The organism is Sphingobacterium wenxiniae, from assembly GCF_900116225.1.
Classification (GTDB): Bacteria; Bacteroidota; Bacteroidia; order Sphingobacteriales; family Sphingobacteriaceae; genus Sphingobacterium; species Sphingobacterium wenxiniae.
This window is the reverse complement of the sequence record NZ_FOZZ01000010.1, coordinates 94,565-118,742: the sequence shown is the minus strand read 5'-3', so window position 1 is coordinate 118,742 and position 24,178 is coordinate 94,565. Positions and strand designations below refer to the sequence as shown.

Sequence of the window (24,178 nt, the reverse complement as noted above, 5' to 3'; positions counted from 1 at the left end):
TTTTTAGAATTTTAATATTATTTAATTAACTATTTACTTCCATCCACTCTTTCATTCCGGCAGAATAGTTTTTTACGTTTTTGAAACCGTTTTTAGCCAACAATGATTGAGCAATGGTCGCTCTATCGCCGCTTTGGCAATGAATGACGATTTGTTTGTCTTTATTGAATTTGTCCAGATTGTCGGGTAATGTTCCCACAAATACGTGATCTGCACCTTCTACATGATAGGTTTGATATTCTGTCAATCCTCTTACATCGACGATTTGAACATTTGGATTTCCGATATACGATTTGAATTCTTCTATATCGATAATGTCTTCAGTTTCTAATTCCAAGTCCAAATCATTCACATCAGAAATGTATCCATAGATATTATCCAAACCGATTCTCATTAGTTTTCGGGTCAAATCTTCCATCTGATTGTCATGTGCAACCAAAATAAATTGCTCCTGATAGTTCAGTAACCAACCTGCCCAAGTTGAGAAAGAATTATTGCCTTGGATATTAATGCTTCCCGGAATAAATCCTTTAGCAAAATCTGTTTTATTTCGAGTATCGATCACTTTCAATCCGTTGTGGTATGCAGTTAGAAATTGTTCTTTGGATAATTTTGGGTGCTTCGGAACTTCTACCAATAGCGGACGATTGACTTTGTTCAAGTGTTTCATCATTGCAAAATATTTCGGCGGTTCCGGTTGACCTTCTAACAGGTACTTAATAAATCCGGCTTCATCATTTTCATATTGGAATGCCCAGTTGCGGATTTTCTCGTAACCAACTGTAGAACTTGGCACTGCTCCCAAGGCTTTACCACAAGCCGAACCCGCTCCGTGTGCCGGCCAAACTTGTACGTATTCGGGCAATTCGGCAAATCGTTGAATGGATTCGTACATCTGCTTCGCACCTTTTTCTTGTGTGCCAATTAATCCTGCCGCTTTTTCCAATAAATCTGGACGACCAATATCGCCTACGAAAACGAAATCTCCTGTGAAAACCATCACCGGTTTGTCGGTAGCCGGCTGGTCTGTCAACAAAAAGCTGATGCTTTCCGGTGTATGACCCGGTGTGTGCAATACTTCCAAGGTTAGATTGCCTACATTTATTTTATCGCCGTGTTTAAGTCCTATGTGTGGAAAAGCATATTGCCAATCAGCTCCACCTTCGTCCGAAAGATACATTTGTGCTCCTGTCACTGCTGCCAACTCACGTGAACCACATAGAAAATCAGCGTGGATATGTGTTTCGGTAATATGCGTGATTTTCATATTGTTTTGCTTCGCAATTTCCAGATATACATCGATATCACGCTGTGCGTCAATTACGATGGCTTCGCCTTTTGCCTGGCAACCGATAAAGTAACTCGCCTGAGCCAAACTTTTATCATATACGTGTTGAAAAAACATAATTTTTAATTTTTAAGAGTTATTAATTAAAGCATTGTGGTTGGGCAAACGTAATCGCTCACTTTGAATTTTCCGGATTCTTTTATTGCGGTAAATCCACCTTGAACGTCAATCAGATTGTCATAGCCTCTGGCTCTTAATATGGAATTGAATATCATAGAACGGTAACCACCTGCACAATGCACATAATAGGTTTTGTCTTTGCTTATTTCGGTGATATGCTCGTTGATATAATCCAGTGCTATGTTTTCTGAACCCATCACGTGTTCTGAAAAATGCTCGCTCTTTTTGCGTACATCCAGAATATTCAGGTCTGGATTTTCTTCCATTCGTTTTGCCAGTTCTTCTACCGAAATTGATTCGATAGTATCCGTTTCTTTGCCTGCATTTTTCCACGCTTCAAATCCGCCTTTCAGATAGCCGATCGTATTGTCATAACCCACACGAGCCAATCGGGTAACGATTTCTTCTTCACGCCCTTCATCGGCAATCAATAAAATGGTTTGTTTAATATCCGGAATTAATGTTCCTGCCCATGGAGCAAAGTTGCCGTCGATACCGATGTTGATGGAATTTGGAATAAATCCTTTGGCAAAGGTTTGTGCATCACGCGTATCCAATAACAGTGCATCGGTTTCGTTGGCAGCCGTTTCGAATGCTTCGGGACTTAAAGCTTGTGTTCCTTTGTGCAACACCTCATCAATGCTTTCATAACCTTTGATGTTCATTAAAACATTTTCAGGAAAATATCCTGGAGGAGGCATCAAACCATCCAAAACCTCATCAATGAATTTTTCTTTACTCATTGGTTGCAACGCATAATTGGTTTTCTTTTGATTGCCCAAGGTATCGGTGGTTTCCTTACTCATGTTTTTACCACAAGCCGAACCCGCTCCGTGTGCCGGATAAACGATAATATCGTCTGCCAACGGAATGATTTTATTGCGCAATGAATCATATAAATGAGCCGCTAATGTTTCCTGTGTTAAGTCGGCAATTACTTTTTGTGCCAAATCAGGACGACCTACATCTCCGATAAATAGTGTATCGCCTGTGAACAAGCTGGTTTCTTTACCGTTTTCATCTATCAAAAGAAAACAAGTACTTTCCATGGTATGTCCCGGTGTATGGATTACTTTGATTTTTATGTTTCCAACGTTTAAAATTTCTCCGTCTTCGGCAACGTGTGCCTCAAAAGAAGGCTTTGCGGTAGGACCAAAAACAATGGTTGCATCGGTTTTCTTAGCCAAATCTAAATGTCCGCTTACAAAATCGGCGTGAAAATGCGTTTCTAATACATATTTTATTTTGGCTCCGTCTTTTTCCGCTTTTTCGATGTAAGGCTGTACTTCACGAAGCGGATCTATTACCACTGCCTCTCCGTTACTTTCGATATAATAAGCACCTTGTGCTAAACATCCTGTATAAATTTGTTCTACTTTCATTTTTTATGATTTTTTAATTGTTTAAATATTTATGATACAAAACTACAACCTGCTTACAACCTGTACAGTAACATAAGTTACAAGACTGTTTTTATAAGAATAATTCTTTGATAAGGATATAGATTCCCATAACCAGTACAAACCAACCGAAGGCAGATTTGAGTTTATTGCCTTCTATTTTTTTGGACAGGAAGATTCCAATAAAAATCCCGATAACGGATAATCCGGTAAAAATGGAAAGCAAAGTCCAGTCTATGGTTTCACTGCCTTGTAAATCGCCTGTAAATCCTAAAAGTGACTTTGCTGCAATGACAAATAAGGAAGTCCCTACGGCTAATTTCATCGGCATTTTTGCTAATAAAACCAATGCCGGAATAATTAGAAATCCGCCACCTGCACCGACTAATCCCGTCAGTGTACCGACCAAAGCTCCTTCCAACAGAATCATAGGATAGTTGTATTTTATTTCACCTGCATCTGTGTCTTTACAATGCGGACAAGGACGAATCATAGATATGGAAGCAAAGATCATCACGATGGCAAACAATACCATCAAGGCGATAGGTTTAGTGAATTGGAAATCTCCGACACTGAAAATCACATCAGGAATTAAAGGCATCAGATATGCCCGCGTTAAATACACCGCAACAATAGATGGAATACCAAAAATGAATACGGTTTTAAAATCTACTTTTTTCTGAAGAGCATTCTGAACACCACCTACCAAGGATGTTGCCCCAACAACGAATAAGGAATAAGCAGTGGCTAAAATGGGATTAACGCCCATAACATACACTAAAATAGGAACGGTAAGTATGGAACCTCCGCTACCTATAAGTCCTAATGAAACACCTACTAAAACGGCTAATAAATAGCCTATAAGATCTGTTGCCATAATTCAATAATTAAATGATACGGCAAAATTAGAGGACTGCAATAACGCGGGCAGTAACAATTGTTACAGAGCTAAAAGAAAATAAAAAGACTATCTGTATAAAAGATAGCCTTTGTGGGTAAGTATGAATTGGGAAGTCATTATTTCACCAATTCGTTGTTTTTTTCTTTCCAATCGTTAATTCCTCCAGCATAATTCAGAATGTTTTCAAAACCGTGTTTTATAAGAATGGAATAAGCAATTGCCGCACGTGCACCACTTTGGCAATGGATGATGACAGGTTCTTTTTTATTGATTTTATCCAGATTTTTTTCAAGTGTATTTAAGGCAATATTTTCAACACCGTTGATATGACCACTTTTGTATTCGTTTTCGGTACGGACATCAATTTTCTGAATGTTTTTGTTTTCCAAATACGATTTAAAAGTATCTGTATCAATGGTTTTTACTTTTTGTAAAGACAAGTTGTAATCTGAAGGATTGGTAATGTAACCATAAATATTGTCCATTCCGATACGCATCAGTTTTCGGGTAAGGTCTTCGATTTGGTTTTCTTCGGCAACTAGAATAATCTGATTTTGGTAATCGACAATCGAACCAGCAAATGTGGAGAATGTTTTCATATTTTCAATCAGAAAACTTCCCTTAATAAATCCTTTACCTGAAACTGATTTTGGACGGGCATCTATAACGGTTAACCCATTTTTAATTGCATTATCGATCTCCTTCTGATTGAGTTCAGTAAGTTTTGGCACTTCAACCAATAGTGGACGATCTGCTTTGTTCAGGTGTTTCATCATCACAAAATATTTTGGCGGAGCCGGTTGATCGTTCAAAATATAGTTTACAAAATCAGTTTCTTTTCCCGAAAATTGCAAAGCAGGATTGGTCAATTTTTCTTGTTGCAAAGTAGATTGCGGAATATTGCTCAAACTTTTTCCACAGAAAGAACCTGCTCCGTGTCCCGGCCATATTTCGGTATTATCTGGTAATTTCAAAAATTTCTCAATAGAATGATAGAGTTGCTTTGCTCCAATTTCCTGCGAACCAATTTGTCCTGCTGCTTTTTCCAATAAATCGGGACGGCCGACATCGCCTACAAAAATAAAATCTCCGGTAATGGCTTTTATTGGATTTGAAGTTCCGTCTTTTACCAAAAACGTAATGCTTTCAGGAGTATGTCCAGGTGTGTGAATGACTTCTATCGTAATACTTCCAACCGAAATCTTATCGCCATCTTTCAGTCCGGTATGTGGAAAATCGTATTGCCAATCTTTTCCGCCTTCATCGGATAAATACAAGGGTGCTTTAGTAACAGCTGCGAGTTCTCTCGAACCACTGAGAAAGTCTGCGTGAATATGTGTTTCGGTTATTTTGGTAATTTTTAAATTATGTTTCTCTGCAATTTGCAAATAGGTATCAATGTCTCTTTTAGGGTCGATAACAATCACTTCTTTGGTTTCTGCATCGCCAATCACATAACTTGCCTGTGATAGCGTTTCGTCATAAATACGTTCAAAAAAAAGACCTTGTGCAAACGAGGAATTCGATAAGAAGAGTAAGGCTACCAACCCAAGGAAACTGCTTTTAAAAAAGATAGATTTCATATATTAACTGCTTTAAAATTTCAATGTTATATAATTATCTACACTAACTTCACATGGATATAGTGTAGTTTTAAATTATCAAAATTAGCAATTCTCATTTGGGCGGAAAGTAACATAGGTTACATAAATAAAAAAAACGAGGACATTAAATCCTCGTTTTTTATGATACCCTTTAAACAGATTTTTTTAAACAGACTTTTCCATCGCTTCAAATACACAATCCACCGCCAAACTAAATGCCGGCATTCCACCGGTAATGGCTGCCGTTTCGCAAACGCCAAAGAGTTCTTTTACGGTAGCTCCGGCTTTTAAGGCTCCTTTAGCGTGCAGTTTTGCAGGTTCTTTGTGCATTCCCCCAATCAGTAAAGCAAAATGTACCAATTGCTGGGTTTTCTTGTCCAACGGATTGTTGTAAATGAGTTTTTCCCGGTATTTTTCGATGATTTCTATGGCATCTGTTTCGTCTGAAAGTGCTGCCAATTTTAACCTTTTTTCGATGTTTTCCGGAACGAAACCCAGCAGTTCTTCGTACTTTTTTCTAATGTTTTCCATTAGCCGATTAAGGTTGAAGTGTTGGGCCATTCCATATATTCAGCCGGATAAATTCCGTTTTGACGCATCAGCATATCCACCTGTCCTAAATGATACGAATGATGCCCAAACGTAATCCACAGAAATGCCATTACCGTGTATTTCCGTCCCATAAAGGAAACGGTTTTATTCAAATCTTCTTCGGTATAGCTTTTTAGGATTTCAAATCCTTTGGCAAAAACGTCTTTGTATTTTTCGACCAGTTCTTGTCCGTCTGCAATGTTTTCCAATAAAGAAGCGTTATCTGGTTTTGGAATTGCCAGTCCGTTTTCTCCTTCCTTCATCGCTTGAAACCAATGAATTTCTGCCAATACAAAATGACGGATTAATCCACCTATATTAATCGTATTCACACGGGTTCCGAGATACATCACTTCGCTATCAATTGGTGTACTTTTAAACACTTCATCAGGAACATCTTTCAGTAATTCCAACGTTTGAAGATAAAGTTGTTCGTGGATATTTAAGAAGCGGTTAAATTCCTGAATTGTTGCTTTGTTTTCCATTTTCCTTAAAATTTTCGTTAGTGTAAAATTAGCTTGAAACCGAGATAGGTACAGTAACCATTGTTACAGAAGGCTGAATTATTTCGCTTTAATAATAAATTGATACGGCAATAAATCTACATTCACCTCAAAAGAAGTATATCCCGCTTTTTTCAGTTCGGCTATTACTTCATCTATCGAAACTTTGTGATTGATTGGAGGTCCCACCGGAACATCGGTTTTAAAGAAATCAATCACCACTAATTCTCCGTCATTTTTCAAACCTTTTTTTACTTTTGCAAAATACTCGGCTCGATTGTCAATATGGTGATATGTATTTACGATTAACACCATATCCACTTCATTGTCTTTCAAATTAGGACTGTCAAAAGGTATTTTGCGAAGAGTGATATTCTCGATTTTGTTGTCTTCAATACGTTTTTTTAGGAAAGTCTGAAACTCATCATTTACATCGGCTGCAATTACATTTGCTCCGTGTTTGGCAAGTTTCACAGAAAAATATCCCGTTCCCGCACCAATGTCCATAATGGCTTTTCCATTGATGTCGCCTAAGTATTGCATCACCTTGTGCGGTTGCTGGTATTCGTCACGTTCTTTGGATTCGAAACGGTTGATCAAATCATCCGTAGAAGATTTGTGCATATATTCATTTGCAGAGTGTGCAGGTTTTCCGTCTCCGTGACCGTGATGCTTTTTGTTTTGATGTTCCTGTGCCATAATTGTACTGGTTGAGGCAATCGCAAGGATTGCGGTAATAATTTGTTTTTTCATTTTATATTAATTTAATAATTAGACTTTTCTAATTTTTTACTCCAGAAATAAGTTCCTGTTCCAATGAGTAAATTGCTCATTCCCAATATTGTTTCAAACGGATTATTGATAAACGCGTAGGTAATCATCCATACGGACAAAAGAATAAATACGCTTTGGAAAAGCGGGAACAACGGACTTTTGAATCCTTGTGTTTGTTGATCGTTATTTTGTTTTCGCAATTTGAATACGCCTAAAACAGTCATTAAAGAAGATGCCGTGAGCAAAATTCCACAGTAAATCATTATTTGCTCAAAAGTTCCGGTAAGCAACAATAAAGCACTGATGCCAAACTGCAACCACAAGGCTCTTTTGGGAATGCCGTTTTCCTGTGTTTGAAAGTACGACCAAAGACGATGTTCTTTTGCAATGCTTGATGTTACTCTCGGCCCAACCCAAACCATAGCACTAATGCCTGAGATTAACAGTAATGAAATAGCCAACCCAAAAAAATTTCCTGCTTTTTCTCCTAACATTTGCTTTGTAGCAATGGTGCCTACGTCCAACTGTCCGGCTAAATTCTCAACCGGAACGTGCTTCAGAAAAACGTATTGCAATAAGGTGTATAAAACCGTTACCAAAACCGTTCCTCCAATAAGTGCTTTGGGTAAAGATTTTAAAGGATTTTCAAATTCTTCGGTAATATAAGCTGCCGCATTCCAACCCGAATAGGAATAGCTTACATAAATCAACCCGATGGCAAAAGCTGTTGACGTTAATTCGGTAAAATATCCTTTTGAAGAAACGATTTCATTGCCCGAATGTTCAGGTAAAACCAAACCAATACTGATGATTATTACAATCAAAATTACTTTGAGCAAAGTACTGATGTTTTGAAATTCGGCACTCAGTTTCAAACTTCGGGTATGGATTAATGTGATGACAGCGACCAAAGCAATACTCATCCATTTGACATTGAAATTCCCAAATGGAAAATACTCCGAAAAAGCAATCGCAGCTAAAGCAATCGGTGCCGCAAAACCAACGGTAAGCGAAATCCATCCCGAAAGATAACCGATTAAAGGATTGTAAATTTTGGACAAGAAAGCATATTCTCCTCCTGATTTTGAAATAACCGTTCCTACTTCAGCATAACTGAACGCTCCCGAAAGAGCCAAAATACCGCCTAAAACCCAAAGAGTAAGTACAACCGATGGATTATTCAAGTCTTTGAGTTGAAACCCTAAACTGGTAAATGCACCTGTGCCTATCATATTGGCAACAACAATGGCAATTCCTGTTAGCGTCGTGATTTTATGTTTGGATTTTGGCTGCATACGTTAAAATTTATATTGCACGAAAACCGTAAAATTTCTACCAGCTTCATTAATCGGTATACTGGCAAAACCTTCCTGATTTCGGAATGCAAAATTTAAATGGTTGTGGTATGTTTTATCAAAAATATTTAGCCCGGCTATTCCGATACTTAGTTTTTCAACAGGTTTATAACCTAACCGCACATCCATAGTCTGATAACCTCCTGTTCTGATTTCTCCGAATGAATATGCCAACTCATTTTGGGTTGCAACAATATTATACTGAATATTTCCCCAGAATTTTTCTTTTTCTATTCCTGCAGAAATACGAGCTGTGAAGGGAGGAATTAACGGTAAAGATTCATCAAAATTCTTATTTCTGGTATAGATATAAGACAAATCTGTTTTTAAGAAATAGTACTTTCCGAAATCTAATTTTGCGGAAACATCAATACCCGTTTTATAAGCATCTTTGATATTGGTAAATACTTTAGCATCAGTTCCAATATCAGGCTCAATCACTGCCGAAATATAATTTTTCAAAAAGCCATAATATACAGATCCCTCAAAACGAATGGTATTAAAAAAGCCACTTAGGTTTTCATAACCGCTTAATCCAATTTCAAACTGATTATTTATTTCAGCTTTCAAATCAGGATTTCCGGTATAAGTATAGCTATCCTGTCCTACATTGAACTGGTTGATGTATCGCTCGATCATATTGGCAGAACGCACACCACGACCATAAGCAAATTCTAAAAACAGGCGGTCTGAAAATGCTTTTTTCAACGAAATGGTTCCGCTTATATTATGCTCTGTTCTTTTATCCAAATCATACAATGCGGCAAAATCAGCTTCCGGTTTACGAATGTCTGAAATGACCATATCGTAACGTAATCCTGCGGATAAAATATAGCTGGGCAGAAAGTTCCATTTCGCTTCCGTATAAGCTCCTATATCGTCAATATACGAATCCTGCCATATAGAATTTATTCTTGTAATAGGGTTAGGCAATGGTTTACCGTTCTGCATCTTTATCAGTCTTGTTCGGTCTCCATCTCTACCAATGTGCAGATAGTCCACTCCGCTAAAAAAATGAAGTTTATCGGACGTTTTCCATTCGAATTCTGCTTTTGCTCCGATGGTTGTAGAATTTACATCAGCTGCTGCTTCGGTTGCTGTCGCTGTGGAGCGTTTGTAATTGGTCATCAGATGATCTACATAACTGTAATAGGTTTTTACTTGCAGACTTTTTAGATTTCTACCAATATTCTCCCATTTGTAATCCAATGAAGCAATGCTGCTATTGTCATATTCGGTATCCATAGGAAGACCTGCGTGCAGCACATCCCGACCGAAAGCCTGTCGCCATCCGGCTTGTATGCGGTGGTTCTTTTTGATGTTATAACCGAATTTTAATCCGTAATCGGAACTTTTAAAAGCCGAAGGGATTTCTGTTCCATCACCATCTTTGTAGTTGTCATAATTGCGGTAACCGAAATTTCCGGCGAGGTCGAATTTATCAGTGACGTATTGCAATTGAGCCATTCCGACATACGCATTTCCATTGGTTTCATAGCCTGAAGCTATTGAACCGTGCAAACCGTGTTTTCCTTTGGACGGATTACGGGTAACGAGATTAACAATGCCACCAAATGTAGCTCCGTAACGAACGCTATACGGACCTTTGATGATTTCGATTTTTTCGATTTCTTCAGGAGCAATGTGAGAAGTAATCGGGTCCATTCGGTTGGGACAGGCGTGCATTGCTTTGATACCACCATCATATTGGATATTCAATTGTTCATATTGAGCCCCCCTAAAAGTCGGATCCATTGCATAGTTTCCTCTTTTAATTAGTGAAAAACCATTGATATCGTTAAAAAGTCCGGCTACATTTTTGGGTTGTACTATTTTTTCGTCATAGTTATTGGAAACTTTGCTGAAAGTAGGATTTTCGAGCCTGTAGCCTTTGATAATAATTTCGTTTAAGATAGTCGTTTTTACGCTGTCTTGTTGCTGTTTCTCTTGTGCCGCAGCCATAAAAGGCATTGCACAAAGTGAAACCCAAAGTATTGATTTCATTTTGTTTAAAAATTTGATGAATAAGAAATGTGTCCCATGAATACATCAGGGATTTTGAATTTAGACCATCAAATTTTCGGGTGGGTGTTTGCATTTATCCAAATACAGAAAAGAATATAGAGATTGTTGGGCAATGATTTTTTTCTTCTGTAATCTTTCGATTGTTATAAACTCTAAGGTGAATTTTTCGGTAGGAATAAAACCCGGAAAGCTCAAAGAAGTGATTTGTTCCGGAATTTTATCTTGTTTGTCGGAAGTTTCTTTTGTGGCTTTGCTCAGACTACATTTTCCGTCACAGTGCATTTCGGGTTTGTCCTGATTTTCACAAAAAAGCTCGATGTAGGTTTCACTGTCTATCAAATAAAAAGCATAATGAAACTGTGCATAGAATGTTCTAAGCACCATAGTAAAAAGGAATATGTATAAAACTAACTTCTTCAAACAAATTGTAGAGTAAAAAAAACAGCTCAAAGGTAGTTTTTAAGACTATAATTGATTGTAACTAATGTTACAAAACTGGCTTCTTTTTGATTATAATTCTATTGGTTGTTGGATTTGGTAAATACTAAAAAATAATCAATTTAAATGTGATTTTTGTTACCGAATTTGATATACCTTAAATTTAACTTTACCCAAGAATTTAATTAAACTAAAAAGTAAATATTATGGCAAAATTAGCAAACAAAGTAGCCGTTATTACCGGAGGTTCCGGAGCAATTGGTTCAACAACAGCAAAGTTATTTTTAAATGAAGGAGCAAAAGTGGTATTGGTGGATATAAATGAGGAAGCATTAAGCAAGGTTGCTTCTGAATTGAATAGTCCTAACGTAAGTTATGTAGCGGCTGATGTTACAAAAGCCACTGATGTACAAAAATATGTAAAACATACGGTGGATACTTTTGGCAAGATAGATGTATTTTTCAACAATGCAGGGATTGAAGGAGTGGTAAAGCCCATTACCGAATATCCAGAGGAAGTTTTTGATAAACTGATAGCCGTAAACGTAAAAGGTGTATGGTTGGGGGTTAAATATGTGTTGCCGGAAATGAATGATGGAGGTAGTATCATCAATACTTCCTCTGTTGCCGGTCTGGTAGGTTCGCCAAACGTATCGGCTTATGTAACTAGTAAACACGCTGTAATCGGTATTACCCGTACCGTTGCTAACGAAGCTGCTTCGAGAAATATACGTGTAAATTCTATTCATCCGTCACCTGTCGATAACCGTATGATGCGTTCTTTGGAAGAGGGTTATGCACCAGGGGATGCTGAAGCAGCAAAGAAAGGATTTGAAGCTACCATTCCTCTGAAGCGATATGCTACAAATGAAGACATTGCCAATGGTGTATTGTTCCTCGCATCTGATGACAGTAAATTCATTACTGGAATGAAATTGGTCATCGATGGCGGTATGACGATGGCTTAATTTTCAAAGTAGAAACCTAAAATGACGGTTTAAATTAACCGTCATTTTTAGGTTTACTTATTTTCATATTTAAACTTATAATCGCCTATATGAATTTTACTTTGCTTGATTTTTTTGTGGTTGCGGAAATAGTTGATAATGCCCACAACGAGTAAAAGCCCGGATATTACGAACAAGATATATTCAAAAATAACCACCTCGTTACCATCAACAAGCTTGTTGACACTAAGTCCAGCCACCAAAAAATACATGGAGCTTCTTAAAAATGACAGAAATGTCGATTGATTGGCAAGAAATGTACGTTGGATAGCTAATTCTTCTCTAAGTATCAGGTCTTTTTTGAAAGGTGAATTTATTTGTTCGCCTTTGGTTTCTTCCATAGTGTTAGTTTAACAATTCTATGTTATTGCGGTTTAGTTTTATTTTTCCTTCATTTTCCAATGCTTTCAGCAATCGTGAAATTACTACACGGGAACTGTTGAGTTCGTAAGCAATTTCCTGATGGGTTTTGGTAATAATATTGGAATTGTTTATTTTACTCTTTTCCAACAAATAATTATAAAGTCGCTTATCCATATTGGTAAATGCTATATTGTCTATGGCAGCAAGCATTTCATTAAAACGGTTGTTGTAACTTTGAAATACGAAAGCACGCCAGCTTTTATATTTGCCCAACCATTCTTCCATTTTGCCCACAGGAATCATGGCTACCAAACCATTATTTTCAGCCACCGCACGAATTTCACTTTTTTTGTCGCCCATACAGCAGGTAAGTGTCATGGAGCAAGTGTCGCCTTTTTCGATAAAATAGAGCAACAGTTCGCCTGTATCAAAATCTTCCCGCATGATTTTGATGGCTCCTCTAATCAGCAAAGGCATGGTTTTGATGTATTTTCCTATATCGATTAACACATCGCCTTCCTTAAATTCAACCAGCTTCGCAACTGAAATTATTTCGTCAATCAGCTCTTTTTCAAATATACCCCGATAGGTTTCACGGATTAATTCTTCCATAGTTATTTTGATTTAATGAGGCAACTTGTCTTTTATCAGACCGTAAAGCCACGTTCCTAATATCGCTCCTAAAATTACAACTAAAATCGGGAAATAGCCAGCTCCTGTCATTACAAACATAGGACCCGGACATGCTCCCGCCAATGCCCAGCCTAAACCAAAAAGAATACCACCTATTAAATAGCGTGGAATACTTTTATCCTTGTCTGCAATGACAATGGGATTGCCATTCACGTCTTTTACTTTGTTTCTTTTGATGTACTGTACTATGATTATTCCCACTGCTAAAGCTGTACCCATCAATCCATACATGTGAATGGATTGAAACTGGAACATTTCATAAATGCGAAACCATGATGCGGCTTCGGATTTGTACATGACAATTCCGAAAAATGTTCCGATCAGTAAGTAAACTATATTTTTCATTGCTTTTAAAAATTAAAATTTGTTATTAAATTCAATTGGTTGTAATCGCTTCTTTGTGCAACCAGTTGTGTATTATGCTCGTTTTTATTTTGTTTCCAGACATATAATAACTCGATATGAAGTCCTTTTAAAAAATTGGTAAACTCGTAATGCAGTCGTGTATTGATCTGGTAATAATCATCGATATTGTATTTGTTTAATTCATAGTCATCTGTTACTGCTCCATGGGTAGTGGTGGCATCGATATTCAAAAATAAATGTTTCCAATTGTACTGATATCCAAGAGCAAAGACATTAACTCCGCCCAATCCTTCAATACGGCTTCTGGGCATGGAAGTATAAAACTGATCCCGCCCCAATTCTTTCGGGAATAAGTACCTGCCGGACTCAAAAGATTTCGAATACGCAGCCTTGATTTGAGAAGCTCCGTTTTTATATTTCAGCATAAAACTGGCAACCTGTCCGTTTTCGTTCGGTTGCACGTATCGGTTTTCGTAAGCCAGTTTCTTTTGGTAGGCATCTGGTATCTGATACGTATAAACCATGCCAAGCTCCCAATTCTTTTTTGCATACTCCATTTGCAACCAGGAGGTATTGATAAATTTATCCAAATGAAAATTCCAGAAATTGGCTTTCAGATTTTTAAATTCTTTTCCTAAATGCACAATAGCTAATCCTTGTGAATGAGTTGTTTCTTCGTATTCTGCTTTTTCTCCGTTTGGTAAATAGCCGTTATCGGTAAGTCCTATTACTTCTTCCATTGGAAACCATTCGGTCATCGATCTCGGAGAGACTCTATGAATCCAAGCTATATCAGCCTGAAATTTTTCATCTTTGTGATGCAGCCAACCTCCCTGGAAGGCAAAAGGCTTCATTCTTCCATCGCTTTTATTCAATAAGGGCGTATATTCTACCGGGATTTTCCCATAGGTTACGTACGAATTTTTCCAATGATATTTGATATACAGTTCCTCCAATCTGTCCAGATCTTTAAAATTGTCCTTATGATTCACATCAAAAAGTTCCTGCTCCCATCGTGATGATTTATTGGTCTGATCGTAAGGTTTATTCAAATCTGATGAAAACACCTTGTAGGTAAATATCCCTGAAACACCTAACTGAAAACCCTTGTATGATTTGGTTTCATAGCTTAATACACCTCCAATGGCATTGGCATAATAATCATTTCCATGATGGTTTTCTGTTATCAGAAAATAGTTGCGGATATGACCGCTGATTTCGCCTTCTTTGAGATAGGGAACCAATGATTTATCTTCAAGGGTATCTTTTGTGTGATTTTCTTGTGCCTTTGTTGGTTGAGAAAGTATAGCTACAACCAGCATTACCACCAGCTTTTTCATTGGTATTAAAAAATTAAAGGAAAAATAAGATGTACCATAATTAATCCTCCAATGAAAAATCCAATAGTCGCAATCAATGACGGTAACTGTAAATTACTGATACCTGATATGGCATGACCTGAAGTACAACCACCTGCGTAACGTGCTCCAAAACCAACCAATATACCTCCTATCAATAGTATAGCCAATGTCTTAGGGTCTGAAAAAGCTTCCTGTCCAAAAAGCTCTGTTGGTACATATGCTTTCCCGGCACTTTCAAAACCTATTTCCTTTAAATGTTCAATCGTTTTTGGGTTTAAATCCGGTGTTTGGTTGTTTGAAAGATAATTAGAAGCAACAAAACCACCAATGATGGCTCCGCTCATTACCAATAAATTCCATCTTTGTGCTTTCCAGTCAAAACAGAAAAAATCACAAGTTTTGTCGGCTCCGCACATGGTGCACAGTGTTCTTAAATTGGACGACATTCCAAAATTCTTTCCTACATAAAGCAGGATAAACATCGTCAATGCAATCAGTGGTCCGCTTACATACCACGGCCACGGTTCTAAAATCCATTCCATAAATTATAGTATCATTCTTTTTTATTGTTGCAAATTTCGGCTTATAAAAAGAGATAGTCTGTTACATAGGTTACACAGGGCTAAACATCTTCGCCTTTCATCATTTTATTCCAATACAAATAAGGGAGCATATATTTTTTTAATAGCCACAAGCGCCAGTGTTCTTTGGAACTGTCGCCGATAAGCATCATTTTGAGTTTTGGGTCGGGCGTGAATTCGTTTTTGTAGTTAAATTCTGCCAATACCATTTTTCCGTATCCGGTTACTAAGGGACAAGACGAATATCCTTGGTAAGATTTATTGTCAGCAGTTTTTCCTTTGATGAGTTTGAGAATATTATCAACCACTACAGGAGCTTGTTTGCGTATGGCTGCTCCGGTTTTTGCGGTAGGCAATGCGGCTACGTCTCCAATCCCGAAAATATTCGGATATTTTTTGTGTTGAAGACTATTGATATCCACATCTAACCAACCTGCTTCATTCACCAATACAGATTCTTTTACAAACTTTGGAGCTGTTTGAGGCGGAGCTAAGTGCAACAAATCAAAAGGCATTTCAATCAATGAATCACCTTGTTGCTTTTCTCCCAAAACATTACCTTCTTTCACTACGAAATTATTTTCATCAGGAGCAACGCTTTTGAAATAAACTATTTTTTTGTCTGCATCTATTTTAACGGGAGCATAAAATGGCTTAAAATGTACATTGTATCGATGGATGACTTTCATCAATGTATCCGCAATCCGCTTCAGCCCAAAGATGACAGTACCGGGAGTTGCAAACACTACATTTGATTTTTTGTCTAATCCATTTCGGCGAAAGTAGTCGGCCGCCAGATACATAATTTTCTGCGGAGCTCCACCACATTTGATAGGGGTTGTGGGTTGGGTAAAAACCGCATTTCCACCTTTGAAATTCTTTAAGCATTCCCAGGTATATTTCGGATCTATGTAGTTACTGCATACAACGCCTTTTTTTACGGCTTCTTCCAATCCTTCTATCAGGGAAAGGTCATTTACTAATCCGGGAGCAACAATGAGATAGCTATAACTAATTACCTGTCCTTTCTGTGTTTTTATTTTGGCTTGCTCGGGAAAGAATTCGGTCACAGAATCCCGAATCCATTCTACACCTCGCGGAATTAAATCTCTAATAGGTTTTGCCGTTTTGTCGAAATCATAAGTTCCGGCTCCAACTAATGTCCAGGCCGGTTGATAATAATGCATCTCTGCCGGATCAATGATGACAATGTCAAGTGACTTATCCTTTTTTAAAAGCTGAGCTGCTGTCATAATACCGGCTGTACCAGCTCCAATTATGACTATTTGATAATGTGCTTTCATACCCTATACTATTTATGTTTATGCGTAAAAGTATATACTGAATAAAAGAATGTCAGTAACAAATGTTACTTAACCAAGTTTTTTAGCTTTGGTTCCCTGATTTATTTGTTTTTTTTACCTTAAATAAAGTCTAATCAAAGTGTATACCTTCCTCGATAAAAGGAGTAAGAACAGAAGACGGATTTATATTCGAAATTTAGTTTAAAACATTAAACGTGTTTTTTGAAATACTATACATGAAATAGCGTATTTACGCGGTTGTGAAATTCCACAATTGAAATAACTTTCTCAAACGACAATTTTCTTTTATTGTATCAAATGCTGTAAGTTCGGGTCATTCTTGATACGCTCCATTTCGCTTTCAACAATATGCACAATATCGGGTTTTATACGCTTGTAATTGCTTTCGATTTCCTGCTTCATATTATCAATTCCGTTTTCATTAACAAAAGAGAAGCTTCATAAGTATATTGTTTTTATAGAGACGGTATCGTTTTTCGATACTGCAAACTTTGCTTTTTCAAACTTTGGCCGATTGTTTAAACCTATTGACTGATAATTAGAGAAACCAATCCCTTCTTTGGGTTTAATGAAACCTATATCTGTTTTTCCATTTTTGTTTTCATCGTGTAAAATATGTACCGCATATTCTCCCTTAGGTAAATTTTTAAAGGTAAATGTAGAGCGGTTGTCAACGATTTCCGCCTTTCCTTTTTTGTAAAAGCTCTTTAAATCCTGATCGGGAAAATTCACTTCAGAATCATAGATAATATATTGAACGACCCCTTTAGAGTTGCGTAGGTTTTCAACGTTTACGGTTAACGAATAGGAATTTTGTAATTCTTTAAATGATGAAAACAAGACAAAGGCAAGCCATAAGGAAGAAAACAATGTACCATATTTTATTAATTTGCTCATAGTCATAAATTAAGAATCAACTCACTTTTTTATAGCTCCAAACGGCTAAAACATTCAACACAAACGCATATGCCAGGGTTTTTATGAGCTGGGGTAATATATCTGTAAAGCCGGCACCTTTCAGCATCACCATTCGCACGACCTCCACAAAATATTTAATCGGATTGAGCTCGGTAAACCATTGTGCCCACTTGGGCATACTTTCGATTGGGGTAAACAAGCCGCTCATCAAAATAAAAATGACCACAAAAAACCAAGCAATAAACATCGCCTGTTGCTGGGTATCGGTATAATTGGATATCAGCAAGCCCATGCCTAAAATAACCAATAAATAAATGGCGGTATAGAAATAGAGCACCCCGTTACTGCCCAGCATCGGGGTATTGAAAATGAGTTTTGCCAAAATTAGCCCGATGGTCAGCAAGCCCATTCCAATCACCCAGAAAGGAAAGAGTTTACCGATGATAAATTCTCCTTTTCGGATGGGTGTTACATTGATTTGCTCAAGTGTGCCGATTTCCTTTTCACGAACGATATTCATCCCCGAAAGGAACAGCGTAATCATCGTAACCAACAAAACCAAAATACCTGGAACCATAAACGTTTTATAATCCAAGGTCGTATTGTACCAAAACGAAGGAATAGTTTCAATGCGAACAGGTTTACTGTTTCCGTTGGAAAAAGACAAAAGCTCTAACCTTATTTTTTTATTGAAACCTTGTATGATTTGATTGATATAGCCACTTTCCACACCCGCAGCCGCTCCGTCTATGGCATCGATTATGATGCTTAAATTGTTCTTTTTATATCGGACAAAATTCCGTTCGAAATCTTGTGGGATATGTAGCAGCACACTCACTTCCCCTTTTAGCATCGCTTCACTCGCTTGTTCATAATTGGCGTAGGACGCTTTTACATCAAAATATTCCGAAGCTTTAAATTTTTCTACTAATTCACGTGAAGAAGCACTCCGGTCATCATCGATATAAGCAAATAATATGTTTTTTACCTCATAGGTAGCTGCATTGGATAAAATGAGCAACTGAAGCAGTGGCAAAACAAAGATGATGGGCAACATTCCCTTATTGCGGAATATTTGCTTAAATTCTTTCTGTATGATATAGCCGATAACCTTCATTATTCCAATCGAATTTTATATTTTTTGATACTTAACGCAATGAAAAAGACCGTCATGCCAATTAGAATTAGCGTTTCTTTCCACAAATAACTCAAACCAATACCTTTGAGCATAATTCCCTTGGCAATCGTGATAAACCATTTGGCTGGCACGATATTGCTGATAACTTGCAAGGGTGCCGGCATACTCGAAATAGGGAATATAAATCCGGACAACAAAATCACCGGAAGCATTAACCCCATTAGTGAAATCATCATCGCCGTTTGCTGGGATTTGACCATCGTGGAAATTAAAATACCCAAAGCCAGTGAAGTAATGATGAACAACACGCTTTCCAGTCCCAATAAAATCAAATTTCCTGCTATGGGCATTTTGAACACCGTAATTCCTAAAAAGATGATAATCGCAGCGTTGATCATTGAAAGGAAAATATACGGCACCACTTTGCCCACGATAACCTGAAAGGAACTTAGAGGGGAGACCAATAGAATTTCCATTGTGCCTAATTCCTTCTCACGGGTTATCGAAATGGAAGTCATCATGGCAGAAACCAACATCAGGATAATGGTCATTACGCCCGGAACGAACATAAAAACACTTTTTAATTCGGGATTGTAAACCATTCGCACTTCGGGATGAATTTGGTAATCCATCTGAACACCTTGGTTTTGTTGCTGCTGGTAGCTCTGTATAATCGAACTGATATAATTGGTAATAGCACTGGCAGTATTGGGGTCGGTGGCATCGGTCAGGATTTGAATACTGCCTTGTCCTTCTTTTATTAAATGCTCACTGAAATCCTTTTCAAAGTTGATAACGGCTTTAATATCACCTTTTTTAAATGCTTCTTCAATTTCTTTTTCACTGGTCAAAAAGCGTTTTATCGTGAAGTACTTTGACGCATCAATCTTTTGGGTGATTTCCTGGGTATTCACATCTTTGGATTGGTTCAAAACGGCAATGTCCACATTGTTGATTTCATTGGTAATGGCAAATCCGAATAGCAAAATCTGGGCAACGGGCATCCCAAATAAGATAAACAACGAGCGTTTATCCCTGAAAATATGGTAAAATTCCTTTCGGACAAATCCCAAAAATCGCTTCATATTCAACTACTTTATTTATTCAATATTTCTTGCTAAACGTAAAAACACATCGTTCATTGAACTCACTTCAAACTGTTCTTTCAATTTTTTTGGCGTGTCTAAGGCTTCGATCTTTCCGGCTACCATAATGGAAACCCGATGGCAATATTCCGCTTCGTCCATATAATGTGTGGTGACAAAAATGGTAGTGCCTTCATCGGCTGCTTTATAAATCATTTCCCAAAATTGCCTGCGTGTAATCGGGTCAACGCCTCCGGTGGGTTCATCCAGAAAAACGATTTGCGGATCGTGCAACATTGCTACCGAAAAGGCAAGTTTCTGTTTCCAACCCAGCGGCAATGAGCCAACCAATTGATGGGCAATTTCGCCCAATCCGAGTGTTTCAATCAGCTTGGTGCGTTTCTCCCGTATTTGTTTTCGGGAAAGCCCATAAATTCCACCATAAAAAGTAATGTTTTCAGCCACGGTCAAGTCATCGTACAAGGCGAATTTCTGGCTCATATAGCCAATATTCTTTTTGATGGCATCCTGCTGGGTATGCACATCAAATCCTGCTACCATTGCTTCGCCACCTGTTGGGTTGGAGATGCCGATTAGCATTTTCATTGCCGTCGTTTTTCCTGCACCATTAGCACCCAAAAAACCAAATATCTCTCCCTTTTTCACTTCGAAAGTAATGGCATCCACAGCGGTAAAACCGCCAAACCGCTTAGTTAATCCTTTGGATATGATTACGTTTTCTTCTTTCATTTTCTTGATAATTCCATAAAGACATCTTCAATGTCGGGTTCTGTTAAGCTGATGCTCACGTCTTGCAGGTTTTTGTTTTCCAAATATATTTTAAGTTCATTGCTGTCAAAACCTTCCCGTTTATCGGTATAATGCACAAATTCGCCAAATGGAAAAACACTGTGGGCGTGTTCAAAATCCTTTAATGCCGTCAACAATCCATACATATTGGATGCATAGATATCGTAAATCTTTTTCGGGAATTTTTTCACGATAGCTTCCGGACTGTCAATTTCCAGTATTTTGCCTTCCTGAATTAATGCAATACGGTCGCAAAGTGCGGCTTCGTCCATATACGGTGTGGAGACCAGAATGGTAATGTCTTTTTGTTGCAGGCGTTTCAGCATTTCCCAAAATTCTTTTCGCGAAACCGGATCCACACCCGTAGTGGGTTCGTCTAAAAAAAGCACTTTGGGCTTGTGGATAAGGGCACAGGAAAGTGCCAGTTTCTGTTTCATCCCTCCCGATAATTTACCTGCCCTGCGATTTTTAAACGGTTCTATCTGCTCGTAAACATCCTTTATCAAATCGTAGTTTTCCTCAATGCTTGTTCCGAAAATGGTGGCAAAAAAGTTCAGGTTTTCTTCAATGGTCAGATCCTGATACAGCGAAAACCTGCCGGGCATATAACCCACCGAGTGCCGGATGTTCTTATAGTCCTGTACTACGTCATAACCTGCCACTTTTGCTTGTCCTTTATCAGCTACTAACAAGGTGGTCAGAATTCTAAAAAGCGTTGTTTTTCCCGCTCCGTCCGGACCGATTAAGCCATAGAGTTCGCCGGGTTTCACTTCAAAGGAAATGTCCTTGACAGCCGCTACGTTTTTATAAGATTTACTGATATTTTCTACTAAAATTCCCATTCGTTATTGTGTTAGCCACATTTCTGCCGGCATTCCAATTTTTAAACTGCCATCATTCTTTACGGCAATCTTTACAGCATAGACCAAATTCACCCGTTCTTCTTTGGTTTGGATGATTTTAGGTGTAAATTCCGCTTCCGAGGCAATCCAGCTTACTGTTCCGGGATAGGTTTTCATTCCGTCTTTCGCATCTATTTTTATTTGGACTTCCTTGCCGATGCTTAGTTCCGGAATTTGCGTTTGCGATACATACACCCGAAGTTCCATCAGGCTTAAATCAGCAATTTTGTACAAGGGTTTCCCGAAAGCCACAATCTCTCCCGATTCGGCATATTTGGTCAAAACCGTGCCTTTTATGGGATTCGTGATTTTGCTTTTGGTAAGCTGTTCATTCAGCGATACGATTTTTGCATCCATCGCTTTGACTTCATTCACAATCGGGGCATTCTGGCTTTCGGCACTGCTGATTTGGCGATTTAACACCCGGACACGACTGTCTGCCTGATCCACTTGTTGTTGTGTTGCCGCATTTTCGGCAAATAAATTGTGTATTCGATTTTGTTCGATTTTCGCATTTTTCAGTTCCTCCTGCAATACATCCATTTGCGACCAAATCACTCCCGATCTGGATTTGATGGTCGCTTGCGAAGCCAATAATTCCATTTTGGTCAAATGTAATTGCAAGGTATCGACCAGGCCTACCTGCTCGGCTTCGTTGAGTTCCTGACCCTCTTCAACGTTCAGAAAATTCAGTTTGCCGTTGGCTTCTGCCGAAACCGTTATTTGCGTGGCTTCAAAATTCCCGTAGCCGTCTGCTTTTTCTTCCTGCGAACAGGAGTATAAAGATCCTATCAACAGAAGTCCGATTATGAATTGATATTGTTTCATTTTTTTAATTGTTTGCGTTAATTATTTCCCGACGATTACGTTATAGTTTGCTTTGGACAGGCTCAACTGAATTTCGTGCAATTGTTTGTCTATCTTGGCTTCAAAGAGGTTGTTGAGTTCGATGATGTATTCCGATGAGCGAATGGTTCCGTTCTTTAGTTGTGACGTTACTGAGGTTAACACTTCCTCACGGAGGTTGATGATTTCATCGTCTTTTTGTAACAGACCTTCGTACTTTATAATGTCATTATAAGCCGCCTGCTCATTGATAACGGTTTGAAGCAGGAAATTTTCCCGCTCGGTGGAAACGATCTCTTTGTTATAGCGAATGATGTTTTTTTTCTGTTTGTTTTGTCCCCAGTCAAAGATGTTCCAATTAAGCCTGATGCCGACGATGTAGAAATCCTGAAACGAATTGTCCAGCATATTCAGCCCGGGATTTCCGTAGCCAGCCTGTGCAAAACCAGAAACGATTGGGAAGACCTCCTTGGCGATGGCAGCTTCGGAAACGGTCAATTGATTTTCTTGCAAGGCGAACAATTTCAATTCCGGGCGGAGGTTTTCTTCGTTTTTATAAACGGTCAGGTTAGGATTTTCCAGCACTAAATCTTTGGTTACATCCAGATGGAGCAATTGTGAAAGCTGTTCCAATGCCTTTTTTCGGTCGGCATCCACTTGGGTTTGCTCTTGAGACAGCTTGAGCAACTCGGCTTCCAATATTTTCTCGGATGACGTTAACGCCGCACCATATTTCACGGCAGCTTTGACTTCGTTCAAGCGTTCCTGAAGTTGTTGCTTTTTCAGCTCCAATAATTTAGCCTGCTCTTGTTTGAGCAACACATTGAAATAATACTGGTTTACCTGATATTTCAATCCATACAATCCCACCTCAACCTGCTGTTGCAGGGTTTGTAATTCAGCTTCTTTTAGTTTCGTTTGTGCTTGGATAGCACCGCCTTTATAGATAAGTTGGGATACGTCAACCGTAGCTCTGTACTGGTCTTTATTGGGCGGTACAATGGACATGTTGGGGAGCGAACCGGGAAAATGAACCACATCAGACTGGTAGGTGGCCTGTGCGTTTACGTCCAATTTTGGGAGCTTTCCCTTCTCCAAAATACTGATTTCAGCGTCCGATTTTTCTTTTAGCCAATCTGCTTGATTTCGGAGTGGATTGTTCTTCAAAGCGTAATTATAACTTTCTTCCAAACTCAATTGCTGTTGGGCAAAAAGAACGGCAGGGAGGAACAAAACGTTTAATGCTATTATTCTTTTCATTTGCAGTTTTTTAAATGGGCTTACCGAATAATTTGCGAGTATTCACTAACATCATTGGGTAAATTTTTTTGTTTTATTGAACTTGACTGAATTATTCCTGTTTGATCATCGTCAACAGCATTTTAAAGCGTTCGATGGCTTTCAGGGAATGCGGAATGTTTGCGGGCATAATGATAGACTGTCCTTTTCTCAAATGAAAGGATTTTCCATTGATGGTTATTTCTGCTTCACCGTCCAAAATTTGCACAATGGCATCAAAAGCGGTTTTATGCTCCGAAAGTCCTTGCTCTTTATCAAACGAGAAAAGCGTTAGATTTCCTGCTTTGCTTTTTGTAACCTGTTTGCTGATCACGCCACCGTCCGTGTATTCAATCGCCTCTTCTAAAGAGAATTTAGTTTCTTTTTCAAATGCTGCCATACTATTTTACGTTTTTAAAAAATATTAGTTAGTATTCACTTACAAA

General features: G+C 38.2%; 25 protein-coding genes. 1 reads left to right on the top strand and 24 read right to left on the bottom strand.

Translation table 11 applies throughout. The features are described from left to right. Positions 1-25 precede the first annotated feature (25 nt). The 10 genes from BM375_RS13410 to BM375_RS13365 all read right to left on the bottom strand — a co-directional run bounded on the left by BM375_RS13410 (position 26) and on the right by BM375_RS13365 (position 11,005). Positions 26-1,405: an MBL fold metallo-hydrolase gene (locus BM375_RS13410; RefSeq protein ID WP_093366788.1), complete on the bottom strand. Its 1,380-nt coding sequence runs from the start codon at positions 1,403-1,405 to the stop codon at positions 26-28. 26 nt (positions 1,406-1,431) lie between these two features. Beyond that, complete coding sequence (locus tag BM375_RS13405; protein WP_093366786.1) at positions 1,432-2,850, bottom strand: MBL fold metallo-hydrolase; 1,419 nt, start codon at positions 2,848-2,850, stop codon at positions 1,432-1,434. 91 nt (positions 2,851-2,941) lie between these two features. After that, entirely contained in the window at positions 2,942-3,745 is an 804-nt protein-coding gene (locus tag BM375_RS13400) for a sulfite exporter TauE/SafE family protein (RefSeq protein WP_093366785.1), read from the bottom strand. 140 nt (positions 3,746-3,885) lie between these two features. After that, the gene (locus BM375_RS13395; protein ID WP_093366784.1) at positions 3,886-5,352 is read right to left on the bottom strand and encodes an MBL fold metallo-hydrolase; all 1,467 of its coding nucleotides are present in this window, start codon (positions 5,350-5,352) and stop codon (positions 3,886-3,888) included. A gap of 186 nt (positions 5,353-5,538) precedes the next feature. Next, the gene (locus tag BM375_RS13390; protein ID WP_093366782.1) at positions 5,539-5,904 is read right to left on the bottom strand and encodes a carboxymuconolactone decarboxylase family protein; all 366 of its coding nucleotides are present in this window, start codon (positions 5,902-5,904) and stop codon (positions 5,539-5,541) included. Beyond that, positions 5,904-6,449, bottom strand: a complete 546-nt coding sequence (locus BM375_RS13385; RefSeq protein ID WP_093366781.1) for a DinB family protein — start codon at positions 6,447-6,449, stop codon at positions 5,904-5,906. Before BM375_RS13385 ends, BM375_RS13390 begins: the two co-directional genes overlap by 1 nt. A gap of 78 nt (positions 6,450-6,527) precedes the next feature. Further along, on the bottom strand, positions 6,528-7,220 hold the full coding sequence (locus tag BM375_RS13380; protein ID WP_093366779.1) for a methyltransferase domain-containing protein: 693 nt from the start codon (positions 7,218-7,220) through the stop codon (positions 6,528-6,530). An 11-nt stretch (positions 7,221-7,231) separates the two neighbouring features. Then, positions 7,232-8,536 (bottom strand): APC family permease, encoded by a 1,305-nt coding sequence (locus BM375_RS13375; protein ID WP_093366778.1) that lies wholly within the window; start codon positions 8,534-8,536, stop codon positions 7,232-7,234. Positions 8,537-8,539: 3 nt separating this feature from the next. Then, entirely contained in the window at positions 8,540-10,600 is a 2,061-nt protein-coding gene (locus BM375_RS13370; RefSeq protein WP_093366776.1) for a TonB-dependent receptor domain-containing protein, read from the bottom strand. 60 nt (positions 10,601-10,660) lie between these two features. Continuing rightward, on the bottom strand, positions 10,661-11,005 hold the full coding sequence (locus BM375_RS13365; protein ID WP_093366775.1) for a hypothetical protein: 345 nt from the start codon (positions 11,003-11,005) through the stop codon (positions 10,661-10,663). Positions 11,006-11,265: 260 nt separating this feature from the next. Here BM375_RS13365 and BM375_RS13360 point away from each other — a divergent pair, with 260 nt between their 5' ends. Continuing rightward, a complete protein-coding gene (locus BM375_RS13360) occupies positions 11,266-12,027 on the top strand; it encodes an SDR family NAD(P)-dependent oxidoreductase (RefSeq protein WP_093366774.1) in 762 nt (253 codons plus the stop codon). A gap of 53 nt (positions 12,028-12,080) precedes the next feature. On the opposite strand, the gene BM375_RS13355 is transcribed toward BM375_RS13360, so the two are convergent. The 14 genes from BM375_RS13355 to BM375_RS13285 form a co-directional block, all read right to left on the bottom strand. Beyond that, positions 12,081-12,407 carry a DUF202 domain-containing protein gene (locus tag BM375_RS13355; protein WP_093366772.1) on the bottom strand — a complete coding sequence of 109 codons (327 nt, stop codon included), beginning with the start codon at positions 12,405-12,407 and terminating at the stop codon, positions 12,081-12,083. A gap of 4 nt (positions 12,408-12,411) precedes the next feature. Further along, entirely contained in the window at positions 12,412-13,041 is a 630-nt protein-coding gene (locus tag BM375_RS13350) for a Crp/Fnr family transcriptional regulator (RefSeq protein ID WP_093366771.1), read from the bottom strand. Positions 13,042-13,053: 12 nt separating this feature from the next. Further along, on the bottom strand, positions 13,054-13,467 hold the full coding sequence (locus BM375_RS13345; protein ID WP_093366769.1) for a YeeE/YedE family protein: 414 nt from the start codon (positions 13,465-13,467) through the stop codon (positions 13,054-13,056). 5 nt (positions 13,468-13,472) lie between these two features. Then, the gene (locus tag BM375_RS13340; protein ID WP_093366767.1) at positions 13,473-14,828 is read right to left on the bottom strand and encodes a hypothetical protein; all 1,356 of its coding nucleotides are present in this window, start codon (positions 14,826-14,828) and stop codon (positions 13,473-13,475) included. 5 nt (positions 14,829-14,833) lie between these two features. Beyond that, positions 14,834-15,391, bottom strand: a complete 558-nt coding sequence (locus BM375_RS13335; protein WP_093366766.1) for a YeeE/YedE family protein — start codon at positions 15,389-15,391, stop codon at positions 14,834-14,836. Positions 15,392-15,471: 80 nt separating this feature from the next. Continuing rightward, complete coding sequence (locus BM375_RS13330) at positions 15,472-16,734, bottom strand: NAD(P)/FAD-dependent oxidoreductase (RefSeq protein ID WP_093366764.1); 1,263 nt, start codon at positions 16,732-16,734, stop codon at positions 15,472-15,474. A gap of 459 nt (positions 16,735-17,193) precedes the next feature. Beyond that, complete coding sequence (locus BM375_RS13320) at positions 17,194-17,652, bottom strand: DUF2141 domain-containing protein (protein WP_093366763.1); 459 nt, start codon at positions 17,650-17,652, stop codon at positions 17,194-17,196. Between the two features lie 16 nt (positions 17,653-17,668). Continuing rightward, positions 17,669-18,790 (bottom strand): ABC transporter permease, encoded by a 1,122-nt coding sequence (locus BM375_RS13315; protein ID WP_093366761.1) that lies wholly within the window; start codon positions 18,788-18,790, stop codon positions 17,669-17,671. After that, complete coding sequence (locus BM375_RS13310; RefSeq protein ID WP_093366760.1) at positions 18,790-19,896, bottom strand: ABC transporter permease; 1,107 nt, start codon at positions 19,894-19,896, stop codon at positions 18,790-18,792. The genes BM375_RS13315 and BM375_RS13310 overlap by 1 nt, the downstream gene beginning before the upstream one ends. A 15-nt stretch (positions 19,897-19,911) precedes the next feature. Beyond that, the gene (locus BM375_RS13305; RefSeq protein WP_093366759.1) at positions 19,912-20,646 is read right to left on the bottom strand and encodes an ABC transporter ATP-binding protein; all 735 of its coding nucleotides are present in this window, start codon (positions 20,644-20,646) and stop codon (positions 19,912-19,914) included. Continuing rightward, a complete protein-coding gene (locus BM375_RS13300; protein WP_093366757.1) occupies positions 20,643-21,548 on the bottom strand; it encodes an ABC transporter ATP-binding protein in 906 nt (301 codons plus the stop codon). The genes BM375_RS13305 and BM375_RS13300 overlap by 4 nt, the downstream gene beginning before the upstream one ends. A 3-nt stretch (positions 21,549-21,551) precedes the next feature. Continuing rightward, positions 21,552-22,436: an HlyD family secretion protein gene (locus BM375_RS13295; RefSeq protein WP_093366756.1), complete on the bottom strand. Its 885-nt coding sequence runs from the start codon at positions 22,434-22,436 to the stop codon at positions 21,552-21,554. A 21-nt stretch (positions 22,437-22,457) separates the two neighbouring features. Further along, on the bottom strand, positions 22,458-23,714 hold the full coding sequence (locus tag BM375_RS13290) for a TolC family protein (protein WP_093366754.1): 1,257 nt from the start codon (positions 23,712-23,714) through the stop codon (positions 22,458-22,460). A 91-nt stretch (positions 23,715-23,805) separates the two neighbouring features. Further along, positions 23,806-24,132 carry a cupin domain-containing protein gene (locus tag BM375_RS13285; RefSeq protein WP_093366753.1) on the bottom strand — a complete coding sequence of 109 codons (327 nt, stop codon included), beginning with the start codon at positions 24,130-24,132 and terminating at the stop codon, positions 23,806-23,808. Between the last annotated feature and the right edge of the window lie 46 nt (positions 24,133-24,178).

What these genes read in the sequence shown, in the direction of transcription:
- BM375_RS13410 (WP_093366788.1), bottom strand. Translation starts at nt 1,405, where the DNA reads ATGTTTTTTCAACACGTATATGATAAAAGTTTGGCTCAGGCGAGTTAC.
- BM375_RS13405 (WP_093366786.1), bottom strand. Translation starts at nt 2,850, where the DNA reads ATGAAAGTAGAACAAATTTATACAGGATGTTTAGCACAAGGTGCTTAT.
- BM375_RS13400 (WP_093366785.1), bottom strand. Translation starts at nt 3,745, where the DNA reads ATGGCAACAGATCTTATAGGCTATTTATTAGCCGTTTTAGTAGGTGTT.
- BM375_RS13395 (WP_093366784.1), bottom strand. Translation starts at nt 5,352, where the DNA reads ATGAAATCTATCTTTTTTAAAAGCAGTTTCCTTGGGTTGGTAGCCTTA.
- BM375_RS13390 (WP_093366782.1), bottom strand. Translation starts at nt 5,904, where the DNA reads ATGGAAAACATTAGAAAAAAGTACGAAGAACTGCTGGGTTTCGTTCCG.
- BM375_RS13385 (WP_093366781.1), bottom strand. Translation starts at nt 6,449, where the DNA reads ATGGAAAACAAAGCAACAATTCAGGAATTTAACCGCTTCTTAAATATC.
- BM375_RS13380 (WP_093366779.1), bottom strand. Translation starts at nt 7,220, where the DNA reads ATGAAAAAACAAATTATTACCGCAATCCTTGCGATTGCCTCAACCAGT.
- BM375_RS13375 (WP_093366778.1), bottom strand. Translation starts at nt 8,536, where the DNA reads ATGCAGCCAAAATCCAAACATAAAATCACGACGCTAACAGGAATTGCC.
- BM375_RS13370 (WP_093366776.1), bottom strand. Translation starts at nt 10,600, where the DNA reads ATGAAATCAATACTTTGGGTTTCACTTTGTGCAATGCCTTTTATGGCT.
- BM375_RS13365 (WP_093366775.1), bottom strand. Translation starts at nt 11,005, where the DNA reads ATGGTGCTTAGAACATTCTATGCACAGTTTCATTATGCTTTTTATTTG.
- BM375_RS13360 (WP_093366774.1), top strand. Translation starts at nt 11,266, where the DNA reads ATGGCAAAATTAGCAAACAAAGTAGCCGTTATTACCGGAGGTTCCGGA.
- BM375_RS13355 (WP_093366772.1), bottom strand. Translation starts at nt 12,407, where the DNA reads ATGGAAGAAACCAAAGGCGAACAAATAAATTCACCTTTCAAAAAAGAC.
- BM375_RS13350 (WP_093366771.1), bottom strand. Translation starts at nt 13,041, where the DNA reads ATGGAAGAATTAATCCGTGAAACCTATCGGGGTATATTTGAAAAAGAG.
- BM375_RS13345 (WP_093366769.1), bottom strand. Translation starts at nt 13,467, where the DNA reads ATGAAAAATATAGTTTACTTACTGATCGGAACATTTTTCGGAATTGTC.
- BM375_RS13340 (WP_093366767.1), bottom strand. Translation starts at nt 14,828, where the DNA reads ATGAAAAAGCTGGTGGTAATGCTGGTTGTAGCTATACTTTCTCAACCA.
- BM375_RS13335 (WP_093366766.1), bottom strand. Translation starts at nt 15,391, where the DNA reads ATGGAATGGATTTTAGAACCGTGGCCGTGGTATGTAAGCGGACCACTG.
- BM375_RS13330 (WP_093366764.1), bottom strand. Translation starts at nt 16,734, where the DNA reads ATGAAAGCACATTATCAAATAGTCATAATTGGAGCTGGTACAGCCGGT.
- BM375_RS13320 (WP_093366763.1), bottom strand. Translation starts at nt 17,652, where the DNA reads ATGAGCAAATTAATAAAATATGGTACATTGTTTTCTTCCTTATGGCTT.
- BM375_RS13315 (WP_093366761.1), bottom strand. Translation starts at nt 18,790, where the DNA reads ATGAAGGTTATCGGCTATATCATACAGAAAGAATTTAAGCAAATATTC.
- BM375_RS13310 (WP_093366760.1), bottom strand. Translation starts at nt 19,896, where the DNA reads ATGAAGCGATTTTTGGGATTTGTCCGAAAGGAATTTTACCATATTTTC.
- BM375_RS13305 (WP_093366759.1), bottom strand. Translation starts at nt 20,646, where the DNA reads ATGAAAGAAGAAAACGTAATCATATCCAAAGGATTAACTAAGCGGTTT.
- BM375_RS13300 (WP_093366757.1), bottom strand. Translation starts at nt 21,548, where the DNA reads ATGGGAATTTTAGTAGAAAATATCAGTAAATCTTATAAAAACGTAGCG.
- BM375_RS13295 (WP_093366756.1), bottom strand. Translation starts at nt 22,436, where the DNA reads ATGAAACAATATCAATTCATAATCGGACTTCTGTTGATAGGATCTTTA.
- BM375_RS13290 (WP_093366754.1), bottom strand. Translation starts at nt 23,714, where the DNA reads ATGAAAAGAATAATAGCATTAAACGTTTTGTTCCTCCCTGCCGTTCTT.
- BM375_RS13285 (WP_093366753.1), bottom strand. Translation starts at nt 24,132, where the DNA reads ATGGCAGCATTTGAAAAAGAAACTAAATTCTCTTTAGAAGAGGCGATT.